This window comes from Polaribacter atrinae, assembly GCF_038023995.1.
In the GTDB taxonomy this organism is placed as follows: domain Bacteria; phylum Bacteroidota; class Bacteroidia; order Flavobacteriales; family Flavobacteriaceae; genus Polaribacter; species Polaribacter atrinae.
Genome location: NZ_CP150660.1, coordinates 1,405,777 through 1,422,445, shown reverse-complemented (window position 1 = coordinate 1,422,445; position 16,669 = coordinate 1,405,777). Strand labels below are relative to the sequence as shown.

General features: G+C 31.0%; 13 protein-coding genes. 5 read left to right on the top strand and 8 right to left on the bottom strand.

Annotation, left to right across the window (positions count from 1 at the left end; genetic code table 11):
- Positions 1 to 33 precede the first annotated feature (33 nt).
- From WG945_RS06240 to WG945_RS06225, 4 genes are all read left to right on the top strand, one after another.
- A complete protein-coding gene (locus tag WG945_RS06240; protein WP_068450566.1) occupies positions 34 to 1,191 on the top strand; it encodes a FecR family protein in 1,158 nt (385 codons plus the stop codon).
- A gap of 172 nt (positions 1,192 to 1,363) precedes the next feature.
- Positions 1,364 to 4,774: a SusC/RagA family TonB-linked outer membrane protein gene (locus WG945_RS06235; RefSeq protein WP_231874671.1), complete on the top strand. Its 3,411-nt coding sequence runs from the start codon at positions 1,364 to 1,366 to the stop codon at positions 4,772 to 4,774.
- Between the two features lie 15 nt (positions 4,775 to 4,789).
- The gene (locus tag WG945_RS06230; RefSeq protein ID WP_068450571.1) at positions 4,790 to 6,139 is read left to right on the top strand and encodes a RagB/SusD family nutrient uptake outer membrane protein; all 1,350 of its coding nucleotides are present in this window, start codon (positions 4,790 to 4,792) and stop codon (positions 6,137 to 6,139) included.
- A gap of 95 nt (positions 6,140 to 6,234) precedes the next feature.
- Positions 6,235 to 8,724 carry a zinc-dependent metalloprotease gene (locus WG945_RS06225; RefSeq protein ID WP_068450573.1) on the top strand — a complete coding sequence of 830 codons (2,490 nt, stop codon included), beginning with the start codon at positions 6,235 to 6,237 and terminating at the stop codon, positions 8,722 to 8,724.
- A gap of 66 nt (positions 8,725 to 8,790) precedes the next feature.
- On the opposite strand, the gene WG945_RS06220 is transcribed toward WG945_RS06225, so the two are convergent.
- From WG945_RS06220 to WG945_RS06185, 8 genes are all read right to left on the bottom strand, one after another.
- Positions 8,791 to 9,579 (bottom strand): SGNH/GDSL hydrolase family protein, encoded by a 789-nt coding sequence (locus tag WG945_RS06220; RefSeq protein ID WP_231874672.1) that lies wholly within the window; start codon positions 9,577 to 9,579, stop codon positions 8,791 to 8,793.
- Positions 9,557 to 9,724, bottom strand: a complete 168-nt coding sequence (locus WG945_RS06215; protein ID WP_197482094.1) for a hypothetical protein — start codon at positions 9,722 to 9,724, stop codon at positions 9,557 to 9,559. Before WG945_RS06215 ends, WG945_RS06220 begins: the two co-directional genes overlap by 23 nt.
- Before the next feature lie 21 nt (positions 9,725 to 9,745).
- Positions 9,746 to 10,432, bottom strand: coding sequence for a GNAT family N-acetyltransferase (locus WG945_RS06210; RefSeq protein WP_068450579.1), 687 nt, complete (start codon positions 10,430 to 10,432; stop codon positions 9,746 to 9,748).
- Positions 10,433 to 10,497: 65 nt separating this feature from the next.
- A complete protein-coding gene (locus tag WG945_RS06205; RefSeq protein WP_068450580.1) occupies positions 10,498 to 11,349 on the bottom strand; it encodes a GIN domain-containing protein in 852 nt (283 codons plus the stop codon).
- 79 nt (positions 11,350 to 11,428) lie between these two features.
- Complete coding sequence (locus WG945_RS06200) at positions 11,429 to 13,051, bottom strand: pyruvate dehydrogenase complex dihydrolipoamide acetyltransferase (protein WP_068450581.1); 1,623 nt, start codon at positions 13,049 to 13,051, stop codon at positions 11,429 to 11,431.
- A 3-nt stretch (positions 13,052 to 13,054) separates the two neighbouring features.
- Positions 13,055 to 14,044 (bottom strand): pyruvate dehydrogenase (acetyl-transferring) E1 component subunit alpha, encoded by a 990-nt coding sequence (gene pdhA, locus WG945_RS06195; protein WP_068450582.1) that lies wholly within the window; start codon positions 14,042 to 14,044, stop codon positions 13,055 to 13,057.
- Positions 14,045 to 14,173: 129 nt separating this feature from the next.
- Positions 14,174 to 14,848: a hypothetical protein gene (locus WG945_RS06190; RefSeq protein ID WP_231874673.1), complete on the bottom strand. Its 675-nt coding sequence runs from the start codon at positions 14,846 to 14,848 to the stop codon at positions 14,174 to 14,176.
- 78 nt (positions 14,849 to 14,926) lie between these two features.
- On the bottom strand, positions 14,927 to 15,595 hold the full coding sequence (locus tag WG945_RS06185; protein ID WP_082864257.1) for a M15 family metallopeptidase: 669 nt from the start codon (positions 15,593 to 15,595) through the stop codon (positions 14,927 to 14,929).
- Between the two features lie 123 nt (positions 15,596 to 15,718).
- Between WG945_RS06185 and ctlX the strand changes: the two genes are divergently transcribed.
- Positions 15,719 to 16,654: a citrulline utilization hydrolase CtlX gene (gene ctlX / locus WG945_RS06180; protein ID WP_068450583.1), complete on the top strand. Its 936-nt coding sequence runs from the start codon at positions 15,719 to 15,721 to the stop codon at positions 16,652 to 16,654.
- Positions 16,655 to 16,669 lie beyond the last annotated feature (15 nt).

Genomic DNA, 16,669 nt, shown 5'->3' with positions numbered 1-16,669 from the left:
ATATGTACAAGAAATTTAATTCACAATAAAGCTATGGAAATAAATCGATTGATAGAAAGATTTTTGAAGGGAGAATGTTCTCCTGAAGAAATTTCTATTTTAAATGATTTTTTTAAGGGAAAACAAATAAAAGAGCTTGATAAAGAGTTTTTAGAAACCTGGAATTCTAAAGATGAAGAAGTTTCATTAAAATTAAAAGAAGATATTGTTTGGAATAAATTAAAAGGTAAAATAGTGGAAAAAGAAGATACTAAGTTTTTAAAGACTTCAGTTAAATACCGCTTGCTTATGTTGCTAAAATACGCTGCAATTTTAATTGGTGTTATTAGTACCGTTTTTTATGTTTATAATTCTACAAAATTAAAAGAGAACAGTAGAAAAGAAGAGTTTGTTAAAATTAGATTATCAGATGGTTCTATAAAATCGTTTAAGATAAAAAATAACATCGATACGTTAAGAGGAAGCAAAGATAAAATAGCAACATTAAAAGGAAATAAATTAATCTATTTTACAAAAGATAAGATTAATAAATCTAAAGAATTAGCTTACAACGAGTTATCTGTTCCTTATGGTAAAAAGTTTCAACTTGTACTTTCAGATGGATCTCAAATATATCTAAATTCAGGATCTTCTTTAAAATATCCTGAAGAATTTATGAAAGGACAAAAACGAGAAGTGTATTTAGAAGGGGAAGGGTATTTCAAAATTTCAAAAAACAAAGAAGAAGCTTTTATTGTAAATACAAATAAAGTAAGCACACAAGTCTACGGAACAGAATTTAATATTACCTCTTACGAGAATGAAGAAAAGGTAAACGTTGTTTTAGTAGAAGGTAGTGTTGGAGTTTATAATAAATCAAACAACAACAAAGAGCGTAAATTAAAACCCGATCAAATAGCTTCTTATTCTAAAATAGATCATAAAATGAAGGTTGATTTTGTAGATATAGATAGCCATATAGCATGGATTGATAACGTGCTGTTATTTAAAAATGAAAAATTTAGTGTTATTCTAAAAAAATTAGAAAGACATTATGGAGTTGAGTTTATAGATAATACTAAAAACTTTACAAACGTACGGTTCACAGGAAGATTTGAAGTAGAATCTATTGAAGAAGTGTTAAATACAATAAATAAAGTACTCAACTTTAAGTATACAAAAAATAACAATCAAATAATTATTAACCCTTAACCTGATACATATGACTTGACATATAGCTAAAAAAAATCGAGAAATGCGGCAACATTCCTCGAAAATGAATAACTAAAAAATTAGAAACCAACTTTTTAATCATAACAAAAATATGAAAAAAATTAGCACGATTTGTGGCTTATACACAATCTCTTTTAAATTTGATTTAAAAATGAAACTCACAGGAATACTACTCTTATTTACTTTGTTTCAAATGAATGCAAATGACACGTATTCACAAAGTAAAAAGATATCTTTAGAACTAAAATCCAGTACTATAGAAGATGTTCTTGAGGAGATAGAACGTAAAACAGATATTAATTTTTTCTTTAAAAATTCAGAACTTAATTTAAGTGAAAAAATAGATATTAAAGCTGACAAGGTAAGTGTAAAAAAAATACTAGAATTACTTTTTAAAGACTCTAATATAAAATTTGAAACATTTAATAAACAAGTTATACTTAGAGAAGATTTAAAAAATCCAACGACATTTAAAGTGTCAAACAAAATTGTAGTTCAGCAAAAAACAGTTAAAGGTACTATTACAGATCAATATGGTACTCCACTATATGGAGCAACTATCTTAATTAAAGGAACTAAAATTGCTACAAGTACAGATTTTGATGGAAAATATACTATTAATTTAACAGACAAAGCAACAACGCTAGTTATAACTTACGTTGGTTTTAGAGAAAAACAAGTCGTAATAAGAAACAGAACAAAAATAGATGTTCTGTTGCAAGAAGACGAAACTGGATTAGATGAAATTGTAGTTATTGGTTACGGGAAAGTAAAAAAAGAAGAATTAACAGGTTCTGTTGGTACTGTAGATATGAAGAAAATAGTTTCTCAGGCACCTACAGTTAATTTAGACAATGCTTTACAAGGGCAGGTTGCTGGTGTTAATGTAACTAGTGCAAATGGGCAACCAGGTGCGGCGGCTAGAATAAGGATTAGAGGAACAACTTCTTTATTAGGGTCAAACCAACCATTATATGTGATTGATGGGATTCCTGTTGTAACATCAAGTAATATCCCTGTTGGAGGGACTGAAGGAGGGAACTTAGGTAGGTCTTTAGATCAACAAGGTATTAGTACTCCAATTGGTAATATTAATACAGCAGATATAGAATCTATAAGTATATTAAAGGATGCTTCTGCAGCTGCAATTTATGGGTCTAGAGCTGCTAATGGGGTTATTATAATTACAACAAAAGGAGGTAGTTATAATAAAAAACCTGTTTTTGATGTTAGTTTAACAAATAGTTTTCAAAATGCTCAAACTCTAAATGTTTTAAATGCGGCACAATTTAAAAATGTATGGACCACAGCTGTTTCAGAAGGGACTACAAATAACGCTTATACCGCAAGTGTTTTAGATGGTTCTTATTTTGGTGATACAGATACAAATTGGGAAGATGAAGTTGGTCCGGGAAGCCCGATGTCTACAAATTTTAATATTAATGTTTCTGGAGGTACTGAAAAGACAAAATATAATACTGCGCTAGGAGTTAATCAGCAAGAAGGAGTTTATGAAGGTTCTGGTTTTGATCGTTATTCTTTTAATTTAAATTTAGATACAGAGGTAAGTGATATTTGGAAGTTTGGTTCTAGGGTTTCACTTTCTTATTCTGATCAAGAATCTGTAGATGGAGGTATTACCCAAAGATCTTATAGCTTTAGACCAGATTTACCTGTGTTTGATGAAGACGGTAACTATACGTTTTCTCCACAATATAACTCAGAAAATCCAGTAGCACTTTCTAAATCAAAAAATAGCAATTCAACTTTATTTGTTTTAGGTTCATTTTTCTCTGAATTAGAATTGATGAAAGATTTAAAATTTAAAACATCAGTTTCTGTAAATTATAATGCAGGCCATCAATATAGTTTTTATCCAAAATTTACTTTTACAGGTGGATGGAGAAGAACAGGTGGAGATGGAGACGGTTACGCACAAGATAGTAGAAGTGAGATTTCTAGTACACTTTTTCAGAATGAATTAACTTATACGAAGAATATTGATGATAAGCACCATCTTACAGGTTTGGCTGTAGTATCTTTTGAAAAGCAAAAAAGTGATTTTACAAAAGCTTTTGGAACAGGTTTTTCTAATGATGTATTATCTAATGTAATTAGTGCTACAGTTTCTACAGGTGGTTCCTCTTATAGTACAAATTATGGTTTAGAATCTTATATTGGTAGATTTGATTATGATTTTGCAAGTAAATATTATGTAACACTAACAGGAAGGTTAGATGGTTCATCTAAATTTGCTGTAGACAATAGATATGCTTTTTTCCCTTCAGCTGCATTAGCATGGAGGTTGTCTAAAGAATCTTTTTTAGAAAATGCAGATTTTATAGATGAGCTTAAGTTAAGAACAAGTATAGGTAAAACTGGGCAGCAAGATTTTGGTCCTTATGCATGGAGAACTTTGTTTGATACTTCTTTTTATGGAGGAGAATCTGCAATTATTTTATCTCAATTAGGAAACGATAAATTAAAATGGGAAACAAGTAATCAATTTGATTTAGGTTTAGATTTCTCTCTTTTTAAAGGGAAATTAACAGGAGAAATGGGGTACTATACTAAAAAGACTATAGATGCATTGTTTACCACGTATTCTCCAGGAAGTTCTGGAGAGAGTAGAACAATTGCAAATATTGGAGATACAAGAAACTCAGGTTTAGAACTAAAGTTAAATGGCGTTATAGTTGAGAATGATAATTTTAGTTGGGATATGGGTTTAATCGTCTCTTCTAATAAAAATAAGTTGGTAAGAATTGTAGACGACTTTAAAAACGAAGATGGTTTTTTAACAGGTTTTCCTGGTGGAGGAATTTTAAAAGAAGGTAGTGCTATAGGGTTAATTTATGGATATAGAGCGGAAGGTATTTTTCAAAACCAAGAAGATATTGATGCTTTAAATACAGCATCTTCAACAGGAATCTATCAAAAAGCAAATACATCACCAGGAGACTTAAGGTTTAAAGATTTAACTGGGCCCAATGGAGTACCTGATGGAATTATTACAAATTTAGATCAAGAAGTAATAGGGAATGCTCAAGCAGATTTCTTTGGTTCTATTTCATCTAATTTTAGATATAAAGGCTTTACTTTATCTACTTTCTTTACCTACTCTGTTGGTAACGATTTACAAGCGTTTAACCTTGCAAGAGATACCAATTTTTCAAGTACATATATTGGAGAGAATAAAGTAACTTCAGTATTAAATGCATGGACACCAGAAAATACAGGTAGTTCAATTCCAAGAATTGTTTACGGAGACCCTAATGATAATGATAGAATATCTAGTCATTATGTATATGATGCTTCTTACATTCGTCTAAAGAATGTTAATTTATCATATTCGTTTTCTAAAAGAGTGTTAGATAAATTTAAATATATTAAAAGTTTGTCTCTTCAGTTTTCTGCTCAAAATTTATGGACAGTTACAAGTTACCCTGGTGCAGACCCAGAAGCTTCTAATTTATATAATAATGATATTAGTTCAGGAAGAGATAATAACCGTTATCCATTAGCAAAAGTTTTTACAACTGGAGTTAGAATTGGATTTTAATAAAAAATACATAACATGAAAAAAATATATTATATACTAATTACAATCATATTTGTTACCACATCTTGTGAATTAACAGAGGTATTAGATAATGATCCGCCAAATAATTTAGTTCCAGAAAATGTGGTTAAAAACCAGACAGATCTAGAAGCGCTCCTTAATGGGGTTTATAGTACCATAGTTTCTAGAACAACATCTTATTATTATCATGAATTTGAAACAATGCCAAGTGCTTTAGTAGGAACAATGTCACAAAGTGGTTTTGGAGCTGCAAATGATGATATTAGAGACAATACTGTCGATTTTGAAAACACAGTCGTTAAAAATTATTGGAATATTGTTTATCAAGTAGTAAATCAGGCTAATAATGTTATTGAGCAAGCAAATATTTTATCTGAAGAAGAAATTTCGGAGGCCAATAGAGCAAAGGTTCTTGGTGAGGCTAAATTTTTGAGAGCAATGGCAAGTTTTGATATTCTTCGTTATTTTGGACAATATTGGGATGAATCAAGTATTTATGGTATTGTACTTAGAACATCCCCATCTAATTTTGTTACAAGATCTAAAGCTAGAAGTACCGTGTTAGAGTCTTATAGTCAGATCTATTCAGACTTAGAAGAAGCCATTGCAACTGCACCAGACTTTTCTGTTTCTTACAGAGCTTCAAAAACAGCGGCAAAAGCATTAAAAGCTAGAGTTTTACTTTATAATGGTAAGTACTCAGAAGCTGCTTCTGTTGCAGATATGGTAATTACAGAAAGTACTAGGTCTTTAGAACCAACGTTTGAAGAAGCATTTACGAAGGGCATAAGCTCTACAGAAATGATTTTAATGACCTATAGAGATGTTAATTCAGATATAGATCAGAATAACAGAAAGCGCTTCTATTCTGGTAGAGCAATTTCTACGGGGTGGTTTAAGACTTTAATAACAGGAGATCCAAGAGAAAGTTTTACGTATAGTGGCACAGCTATTAATAAAGTAAATCAAACTTCTACATTTAGACCAACGTATTATTTGCGTTTAGCAGAAATGTATTTGATAAAAGCAGAAGGATTGGCTAATAGTGGTGAATCTTTATTAAATAGTAAAGCGGCATTAGATATTATTAGAAATAGAGCCGGTACAGGAGATTCTCCTGCATCAACTATAGCAGCTTTAAAAGATGATATTTTTGAAGAATATGTAAAAGAATTAGCATATGAAAATGGTTCGGTTTGGGCTGCGTCCATTCGTTTTGATAAAATTATGTCTTTAAAATCTTCAGTAATATCTAGCAATCAATACATTTTACCAATTCCTGAGGAGGAAATTATAGGAAATGGAGAAGTTAATTTAGACGATCAAAATCCGGGGTACGAATAACCATTTATTTTACTTACATAGAAATAGGATAAGAAAAAATAATAGACCTATTTTTTAATACACATAATTAGAAAAACAGAAACAAATAATTTATTATGATTAAAAAAATAATATCAAATTTACTTTTATTGACCTTTATTTTTGCCTTTTCAGGAGAGGTAAAAGCCCAGTTTTGGAAAAAAAAGAAAAAAGAAGATTCTAAAGATACTGTAAAACCGAAATCTAAAAAAGGAGGCATACTAGCTTATGATAAAGTTGTTACTAAAGAACATAAAACAGATGAAGGTTTGTTTAAAGTACATCAAAAAGATGAAGAATATTTATTTGAAATAGAGGACTCTTTACTGAATAGAGAAGTGTTAATGGTAACAAGAATAGCTAAAACTGCAAGTGGTATTGGTTTTGGTGGAGGTAAAACAAACACGCAAGTATTAAGATGGCAAAAGCAAGGTAAAAAAATATTACTACGTGTTGTTTCTCATAATGTAGTTGCAGATTCTATTTTACCGGTACATGAGGCAGTTGTAAATTCTAATTTCGAACCTATTTTATTTGCATTTCCAATTAAAGCATTTAGCAAAGATTCTACCGCTACTGTTATAGATGCAACAGCTTTGTTTACAGAAGATGTTAAAACAATTGGTTTCCCTGTATCTCAAAGAAAGTTATATCAGATTACAAGGTTAGAGAAAGACCGTTCTTATATTCAAAGGTTGAATAGTTATCCTCTAAATATTGAGGTTAGACATGTAAAAACGTATACTGCTAATAAAGCGCCAGCAACAGCTTCAACCGTAGGTGCTATATCTGTAGAAATGAGTAATTCTATGGTTTTATTACCAAAAGAGCCTATGCGTAGAAGGTATTTTGATCAGAGAGTTGGTTGGTTTTCACGTGGACAAACAGACTATGGATTAAAAGCTCAAAAAAGTAAGAGAGTTACTTATTTAGATAGATGGAGATTGGAAGTAAAGGATGAAGATATCGAGAAATTTAAAAGAGGGGAGCTAGTAGAGCCGAAAAAGCAAATAGTTTATTATGTAGATAGAGCAACGCCAGAAGAGTGGGTTCCGTACATTAAACAAGGAATTGAGGACTGGCAAGTTGCTTTTGAAGCTGCAGGTTTTAAAAATGCAATTATAGCAAAAACTCCGCCAACAAAAGAAGAGGATCCAGATTGGAGTCCAGAAGATATTCGCTATTCTGTGGTAAGATATTTAGCTTCTCCTATTCCAAATGCAAATGGCCCTCATGTAAGTGATCCTCGATCTGGTGAAATTTTAGAATCAGATATAAATTGGTACCATAATGTAATGACATTATTACGTAATTGGTTTTTTATTCAGACTGCAGCAATTAACCCTGAAGCAAGAAGTACTTCTTTTAAAACAGAAACAATGGGGCGTTTAATTCGTTTTGTTTCTTCTCATGAAGTGGGACATACTTTAGGTTTGCCACATAATATGGGGAGTTCTGTTGCCTACCCTGTAGATTCGTTACGTTCTGCAACTTTTACAAAAAAATTTGGTACTGCTCCTTCAATTATGGATTATGCACGTTTTAACTATGTTGCACAGCCAGAAGATAAAGGGGTTGCGCTTATGCCAGAAATTGGTCCTTATGATAAATACTCTATTTCTTGGGGATATAGACCAATTTTAAACACAACAGCTAAAGGTGAAAAGGAAACATTAAATAAGTGGATTTTAAAGCATGCTGGTGATCCTGTATATCGCTTTGGAAGTCAGCAAGTTTTAAATAATTTAGATCCAAGTTCTCTAACAGAAGATTTAGGTGATGATGCTATGAAAGCGAGTTTATATGGTATTAAAAATTTAAAGAGAATAATGCCTAAGTTAAAGGAGTGGACAACAGAAGAAGGTGAAAATTATGATGAATTAGCAACCATGTACAAAGAATTAACAAGCCAATTTAACAGATATATTGGACATGTTTCTTCGAATATTGGAGGAGTTTATGAAAACTTTAAAACTGCAGAACAAGAAGGAGCTGTTTATACCTATGTAACTAAAGATAAGCAGAAAAGAGCAGTACAATTTCTAATAAATCAGGTTTTTACAACGCCAACTTGGTTGTTAGATACAGATATTTTAGATAAAATTCAATTTTCTGGATCTGATGTTAAAATTAGAGATTTACAAATTATTTCTTTTAATAGAGTAATGCGAACAGGTCGAATTGCTAGGTTATTAGAGAATGAAGCGTTAAACGGGGACAAAGCGTATACGTTTATGGATTTAATGACAGATTTTAGAAAAGGTATATTTACAGAGCTTTATTCTAGAAAATCGATAGATACCTACAGAAGAAACCTTCAAAGAACTTATATTATTAAATTAGCTTCTTTAATGGATGCTAAAAAACAAGGCTTTATAAATATTGGTATTTTAAAAGTTACAGCTGTTGATGCAGATATTTCTGATATTAAACCGGTAGTAAGAGGTGAGCTTAATAGAATAAAAAGAGATGCAAATAGAGCATTAAATAGTTCTATAAATACTATTTCTAAATACCATTTACGGGACTTGATAAAAAGGATTGATCTTATTTTAGACCCTAAATAGAAAGAAATTACTAAAAAACATCCTAAATTGAAGTTTAGGAAAGTATGATAAAAGAATCCTAAGTATTTAACTTGGGATTTTTTTTGTGATAAAATTCCCCATTTCCTCTCCCAAAACTTTATAAGTCAATTCAGATGGATGCACACCATCGCTAAAATAAATTTCGGAATTATTATTCGATAAAGAGTACTTTTTACTCCATTTTTCTAAGGTAATTACTTCATTGTAGTAAAAAACATTCTTTTTGTCTTTTGTTATAACTTGTAGTCTTTCTCCTAAAAGTTCGACCAAATTACCTATTACAAACTTTATTGGTTTTGTAAAGGCAGGAAATTCTTTTATAGGAGGCATGTTTGTAAAGAAAATTGGAGTATCAGGGAATTTGTTTTGTAATAAAGTGATAAGATTTTCTATTGAATTAGCCCATTTTTTAGGAGAATTTAAAGTAAAAGCATCATTGCCTCCCATTCCAACAACAATAATATCTGTAGTTGTTTCTTCTATTTTAGGAATAATTTTTTTACAAACTTGAGCTACCGTATAACCACTTCTAGCATATACACGCCAGTTTATATTGCTTTTTAAGTTGATAGAAAGTGTATTTGATAAAGATCCTGTAAATCCGTTTTTATGATAATATACACCAACTCCTGCAATAGTACTTTCTCCAATTGAAAGTATATTTAAAGTTTTATTAAAAGGACCATTTGTAGATCCTTTTGGTTCTTTAGCTTCTGGAAGTTTTGGTACCTTTTTTCTGATGTTTTTTCCTTGGAAGTATATAAAAGGTAATAAAGGTACTGATGCAATTATACTTAAAAAATACTTTACTTTATTCTTTATCCTTTTTTGCATCATTCATTTTTTTAATGATTGCTTTTAAACGTTCTTTATTTAATTGCTTTTCTAGTTTCACCTTATTAATTTTCTGATTCATTAATTTAGTGTGTTTTGCTTTGTTAACGGAATTTTTAGCTTTTCCTTTCCCTTTTTTTGGCATCTTGTAAAGTTATAAAGTGTGTTATTTTCGGCGGAATAGCCACCAATTCATATCTCTAGTTAATTTAAAACCTAATTTCTCATAAAGAGGAATTGCAGCATTACCTTTATTGGTGTGCAAGATAGGAAGTTTTTTTTCTTTTAGAATTTCTTTAGTTGTGTGGTAGATGAGTTGTTTGGCAAAACCTTTTCTTGTGTAATCTGGGTGAGTAACTACAGAACTAATTTCAATAAAATCATCAGTTTGCATTCTTTGGCCTGTGATTGCAACTAGTTTATTATCTTTAAAGATACCAAAGAATTTTCCCATTTCAAAACCTTTCTTTTGATAAAAACCAGGCATCACCAACCAAATTAAATTATAGACTTCATCGATGTATTCGTTCGTTAATAAAACAATATTTTCTGTAATATCTATATCTATCAGATTGTTTAAAACCATTTGGCATCCATTAATTTTCTTCTCAAGAATTACATAGTTGTCATCTATTTTTGGAATACCATTTTCAGAAACTAAAAAGAATTTTTCGACAATTTTAGAATGTTCAGTTAAAGCAATAGGTGTTTTTTCGGAATCAAAAAAAGCTCCAAAAGAGCAAGTATTAGGCTGATAAAATTGTACGCCATCATACTTTAATAAAGAGGTGTTATGGGTTTCATTTAATGAGTACCAAACAGGGTTTTTAAGTTTTTGTTCTAAGGTGGTCATCAGAAATAATTATATTAAAAAAGCTCACATATTGCGAGCTTATTTTTCTTGCAATTAAAATTGTATTATAATTCTTTTTTAAACAGTTTAGCGTTACCTGTAAACTGACTTAAAATTATTTGGGCATCACCATATACTTCTGTTTTACTTTTATCCGATGCTTCTATTGTAATGTTTTCTGAAGCATTTACAATAATAGCAGCTGAGTCTTTTATAGTACTTGTACAAGTTATAACACTTAATTTTGCACCCTTTAATTCTGATGATTCTAATGTAATTGCATTAAATAGATTTGCAGTTCCTTCAATATTTAAACCAGAATTACCAATCATTCTAGTGTTTAAGTTTTCTGTTTTAATGATCATATCTACCTTACAAGATTCGCTTAAATCTAGATCAACATCTTTACTGTCTATATTTAATTTGCTTTTAGATCTTAATTGAATGCGAGATTTATTACTATTTAACAGCTTAAAATTATCAGATTTTATTGCTAAATCAGCTATTCCGTAATCATTTATTTTAAGTAACAAAGAGGTGGTTTTTATGGTACCTATAGATTCTATTTCGGCATCGTCATTTAATATGATTTCTTTTAATGCATTTTTATAATTTACAGCAATGTTTAATTTTTTTGCTTTTAATTTTTTATCAGTTGCTATTGTTAAGATAGAGTCTGTAACGTTAAAACTGATATATTCGTGTAGATTTTTATCTGTTTCTATGTCTATTGATGATGAAATATTAGAGACTACCAACTCAACTTTAAAATCATTATTTACCACCACGGTGTGGAAAGGAGGTAAAGCTGTTTTTACGTTTGATATTAGTTTATTTCCTTTTATTTTTTCTTGACTAAAGGTTGTATTAAATATTACCAATACTAATACGAATAATAATGTAGTTTTTTGTTTCATAATTCTTCTTTTTATAAAAACTAAAAACCATTTCAAAAAGATATTGAAATGGTTTTTATTGTAATATTTAAGGTAAACCTTAAGCTAACATTGTAACCGGGTTTTCTATAAATGTTTTTAATGTTTGTAAAAATTGAGCTCCAACAGCACCATCTACAGTTCTGTGATCTGATGTTAAAGTTAAATTCATTGTATTGCCAACAACAATTTGTCCGTCTCTTACAACTGGTTTTTGTACAATTGCTCCAACAGATAAAATAGCTGAGTTAGGTTGGTTTATAATAGAGTTAAAGCTACCAATACCAAACATACCTAAGTTAGAAACAGTAAAAGTACTTCCTTGCATTTCTGCAGGAGTTAATTTCTTATTTCTAGCTTTACCTGCTAAATCTCTTACACCAGCACCAATTTGAGTTAAACTTAAACCGTCTGTATGTTTAATTACCGGTACTAATAAACCATCATCTACCGCTACCGCTACACCTACGTGTATGTGACTGTGGTAAATTGTATTTGCTTCTGACCAAGAAGTATTTACTTGTGGATGTTTTTTTAATGCCATTGCACATGCCTTAACTACCATATCGTTAAAAGATACTTTAGTGTCTGGTATTGCATTTATTATTTTTCTAGAAGCCATTGCGTTGTCCATATCAACTTCAATATTTAAACTGAAATCAGGAGCAGAGAATTTAGAGTTACCTAAAGACTTAGCAATTGCTTTACGCATTTGAGAATTCTTAACTTCTTCTGAGTTTTCTACACTAGCAGCAGCTACATTTGCAGCAGCAGGAGCAGCCTCTACTTTAGCAGCAGGAGTATAGTTTTCTATATCTTTTTTAATGATTCTTCCGTTTTCACCAGAACCACTAACATCTGCTAAATTAATTCCTTTATCAGAAGCAATCTTCTTAGCTAAAGGAGATGCAAAAATACGACCGTTAGAAGTATTTGAAGTAGCAACAGGCCCAGCTTCTTCTACTTTAGCAGCAGGTTTTGTTGCAGCCTTTTCTGGAGCTTTAGCAGCAGGAGCAGGTGTGTTTTCAGCAGGAGCTGATGCAGCGCCACCGTTAGCAACCAATGCAGAAACATCTGTTCCGGCAGGCCCAATAATAGTTAATAAACTATCTACAGGTGCAGTTTCTCCTTCTTGTACACCAATGTATAAGATGGTTCCTTCGTAGAAACATTCAAATTCCATTGTTGCTTTATCTGTTTCAATTTCAGCAAGCATATCACCTTCAGAAACTTCATCTCCAACTGTCTTTAACCATGTTGCCACAGTACCGTCAGTCATTGTATCACTTAAACGAGGCATTGTAATTACTTGAACACCTTCTGGAATAGCAACACTATCTGCAGTATCTGCCTTAGTTGTTGTTTCTTCTTTTACTTCTTCGGTAGCAGCTTCTTCCTTTGCAGGTTCAGAGCTTTCACCGTTTATAATTGCAGAAATGTCTTCTCCTTCTTCACCAATAATAGCTAATAAAACATCAACAGGAGAAGTTTCTCCTTCTTGAATACCAATGTATAAAAGAGTTCCTTCGTAGAAAGACTCAAATTCCATTGTTGCTTTGTCAGTTTCTATTTCAGCTAAAATATCTCCTTCTTCAATTTTATCTCCAACATTTTTTAACCATTTTGCCACAACACCTTCTTCCATGGTGTCACTTAGTCTGGGCATATTTATAATTGTAGCCATATCTTAACTTATAAAAGGATAATCTTCTTGTTCATAAACCATATCGTACATTTGTTGAGTTTCTGGATAAGGAGAGTCTTCTGCGAATTTTTCACATTCTTTAACCATTACCTTAACTTCTTTGTCAACAACAGCCAATTCTTCTGCAGTAGCATAGCCTTGCTCTAAAATAATATTTTTTACTTGCGTAATAGGATCTATTTTTTTGTATTCTTCTACTTCGTCTTTCGTTCTGTAGTGTTGTGCATCAGACATTGAGTGACCTCTATATCTGTATGTTTTCATTTCTAAGAAAGTTGGTCCGTCACCACGTCTTGCTCTATCTAAAGCTTCGTCTATAGCTTCTGCAACTTTAATAGGGTTCATAGCATCAACTGGTCCACAAGGCATTTCATATCCTAAACCAAGTTTCCAAATATCTGTATGGTTTGCAGTTCTTTCTACAGAAGTACCCATTGCATAACCGTTATTTTCACAAATAAAAATTACAGGTAATTTCCATAACATAGCTAAATTAAAAGCTTCATGTAAAGAACCTTGTCTTGCAGCACCATCTCCAAAACATGTTAATGTTACACCACCAGTATTATTGTATTTATCACCAAAAGCAAGACCTGCACCTAAAGGAATTTGACCTCCAACGATACCATGACCTCCATAAAAACGGAATTCTTTTGAAAAAATATGCATAGAACCACCCATTCCTTTAGAAGTTCCAGTTGCCTTTCCATATAATTCTGCCATTACACGTTTAGGATCTTCTCCCATACCAATTGGTTGTACGTGGTTTCTATAAGCCGTAATCATTTTGTCTTTAGATAAGTCCATTGCATGCAATGCACCTGCTAAAATTGCTTCTTGTCCATTGTATAAGTGCAAGAAACCTCTAACTTTTTGTTGAATGTAAACAGAGGCAAGTTTGTCTTCGAACTTACGCCAAAAAAGCATGTCTTTGTACCAATCTAAATAGGTTTGTTTGGTGATTTTTTTCATTTTTAGTGATATTGTTTGTTTTAAGACTATTAAAATTTACTCTTTTAATAACCAGTCACAAAAATAACTGTTTTTGATAGAATAAAAAAACTAGATTAGTTTAAAATATAACAAAATATTTTAAGAGGATTATTTGTCTTTAGCTATTACTATCGTGGCTTTAGCACCAGTTGCTAAATTCCACTCATTAGAAGAGAGTAGTGTACCTTCATCATTATAGACCTTAAAAGCAGCTGTATTTGGTCCGGATGAACCTTGATTTAGCGCTTTAAAAGCAATTTTATTAATTCCAATTTCTAAAGGGATGTTAAACTTTTGATAACTTCGCTTAAGCGTTATGTTGTGAATTACAGGGATATCATTTACAAGTATAGTAACTACATCTCCGTCTGGGTATTGAAAATCTCTACATATAATGTTAACGCTTTTAGAATCTGTTCTAAAACTACCTAAATCTTGGTCTATTACAGGATAAAGATATTGTCCGTTTATTTTTTTAAATGCTTTTAAAAAAGTCTCTTCTCTTTGCTTTTCTATGGTTAAAATGCCTTTATTATTCAGGTCATTTTCTTCTTTTTGTTTTTTTAATTTATCATTTTCTTTATCAAAAGCATTTTTAAAACCATCGTTTCCTTCTAATTCTAGTGCATTTGGCTTTGTTACTTCTTTAGAATTATTTAAAACAAGGCCTTTTGTTTTGCCTTTTTCTTGGGTTCCTGAATTAGAATCTAACTGTGCAGATAGTTGTAAAACAGAGAATAATGAAATTGTGAAAAAAAGAAGGGAATTAATTTTTGTTTTCATTTTATATAATACTTTCAAGAAATTATGCAAATATAATGCCGATTCTTAGTGAAGTTGTTTCTATTTTGTTAAAACTGATTATTCTATAGGGAAATTAAAGTAGGTAGTAGGGTAAGGTTCATTTCTTAAAGTAAAATGCCACCATTCGTTTTTATAAGGTCTAAAATTATTTTGTGTCATTATATTACGGAGTAACAACCTGTTTTTTTGTTGTTCTTTGCTGATGTTTTTAGGTATGTAATGAGATTGTATCCCAAAAAAATCATATGAGCTTCCCATATCTAATTCTTTACCTGTTTTAGTACTTACAATGGTTAAGTCAACAGTACTTCCTCTAGAGTGCCCAGATCTAGATGCAATATATCCTCTTTTAAATAATTGAGATTTTGGTACACTTGGGTAATATTGTTTTTTCATTAAAGTATCTTCCAAAATTTTTGCCCAACGTACAAAATGGTTCACTGCTTGTTGAGGCCTATATGCATCAAATATTTTTAGGCTCAAACCTTCTTTTAGTAAACTTTCTTGTACTTTAACTAAAGCATTAGCAGATGCTTGGGTAACTATAATACAGTTTTTGTGATACCCATCAATCGGTTTTCCTATAAAGTTATTGTTACTGAAATAGCGTAATTCTTTTTGAATTGTTTTATCAACATCAGATAAATATACAAAACCATCAGGAAGATTTTGTCCGAAAGAAAAAAGAGTAATAAAGAATATAAAAAAGGAAAGTGTTTTTTTCATGAAGTAAAAATAAATAAAAATACATTAGTAAACTTTTAGAATGATGGTATATCAGAAAATAAAATGATTCAAATCTATAGTGATTAAAAAAAAGTCTAATTTTGTTTTAAATAAATCATTTAAATGAATCAAACGACAAATACAATTTTAATGATTCGTCCTGCTAATTTTAGGATGAATGAGCAAACTGCTGTTAATAATTACTATCAACATAATATTGATGATGCATTGCCAGCTACTATTAACGTAAAAGCACAGAATGAGTTTGATGCTTTTGTAGAGAAATTGCGCAGTTTTGGTATTCATATAATTGTTGTTTCTGATGCAAAGGAAACGGATACACCAGATGCAGTTTTTCCTAATAATTGGATTTCTTTTCATAAAGATGGTACTGTTGCTATTTACCCCATGTTTGCAGAGAATAGACGATTAGAAAGACGTGAGGATATTTTAGAACAAATAGAGAAAGAAGGTTTTTTAATAGAGAATATTGTAGATTATACTTCTGCAGAAGAAGAGGGCGTTTTTTTAGAAGGAACAGGTAGTATCTGTTTAGATAGAGGTAATAATAAGGCATATTGCGCACTTTCCCCTAGGGCAGATGAAGAGTTGTTTATAGAGTTTTGTGAAGACTTTGAATACACACCAGTAGTTTTTACGGCAAATCAAACAGTAAATGGTAAAAGAGAAGCAATTTATCATACCAATGTTATGATGTGTGTTGGAAAAACTTTGGCTATAGTGTGTTTGGCTTCTATTGATGATAAGGCAGAGCGTAAAAATCTATTGAAGCATTTAAAAGAAGATGGTAAAAAAGTAATTGATATTACAGAGGAACAAGTTAACAGTTTTGCAGGGAATATGTTAGAGGTTCTTGGTAAAGATAATGAGCATTTCTTAGTAATGAGTCAGGCTGCTTTTAATTGTTTAACACAATCTCAAAAAGCACAAATAAACAATCATTGTAAAATTATTTCTAGTCCATTAGATACTATTGAATTTTGTGGAGGAGGAAGTGCACGTTGCATGATGGCTGAAGTTTTCTTGCCTAAAAAATAAAGTTAGCAAATAATT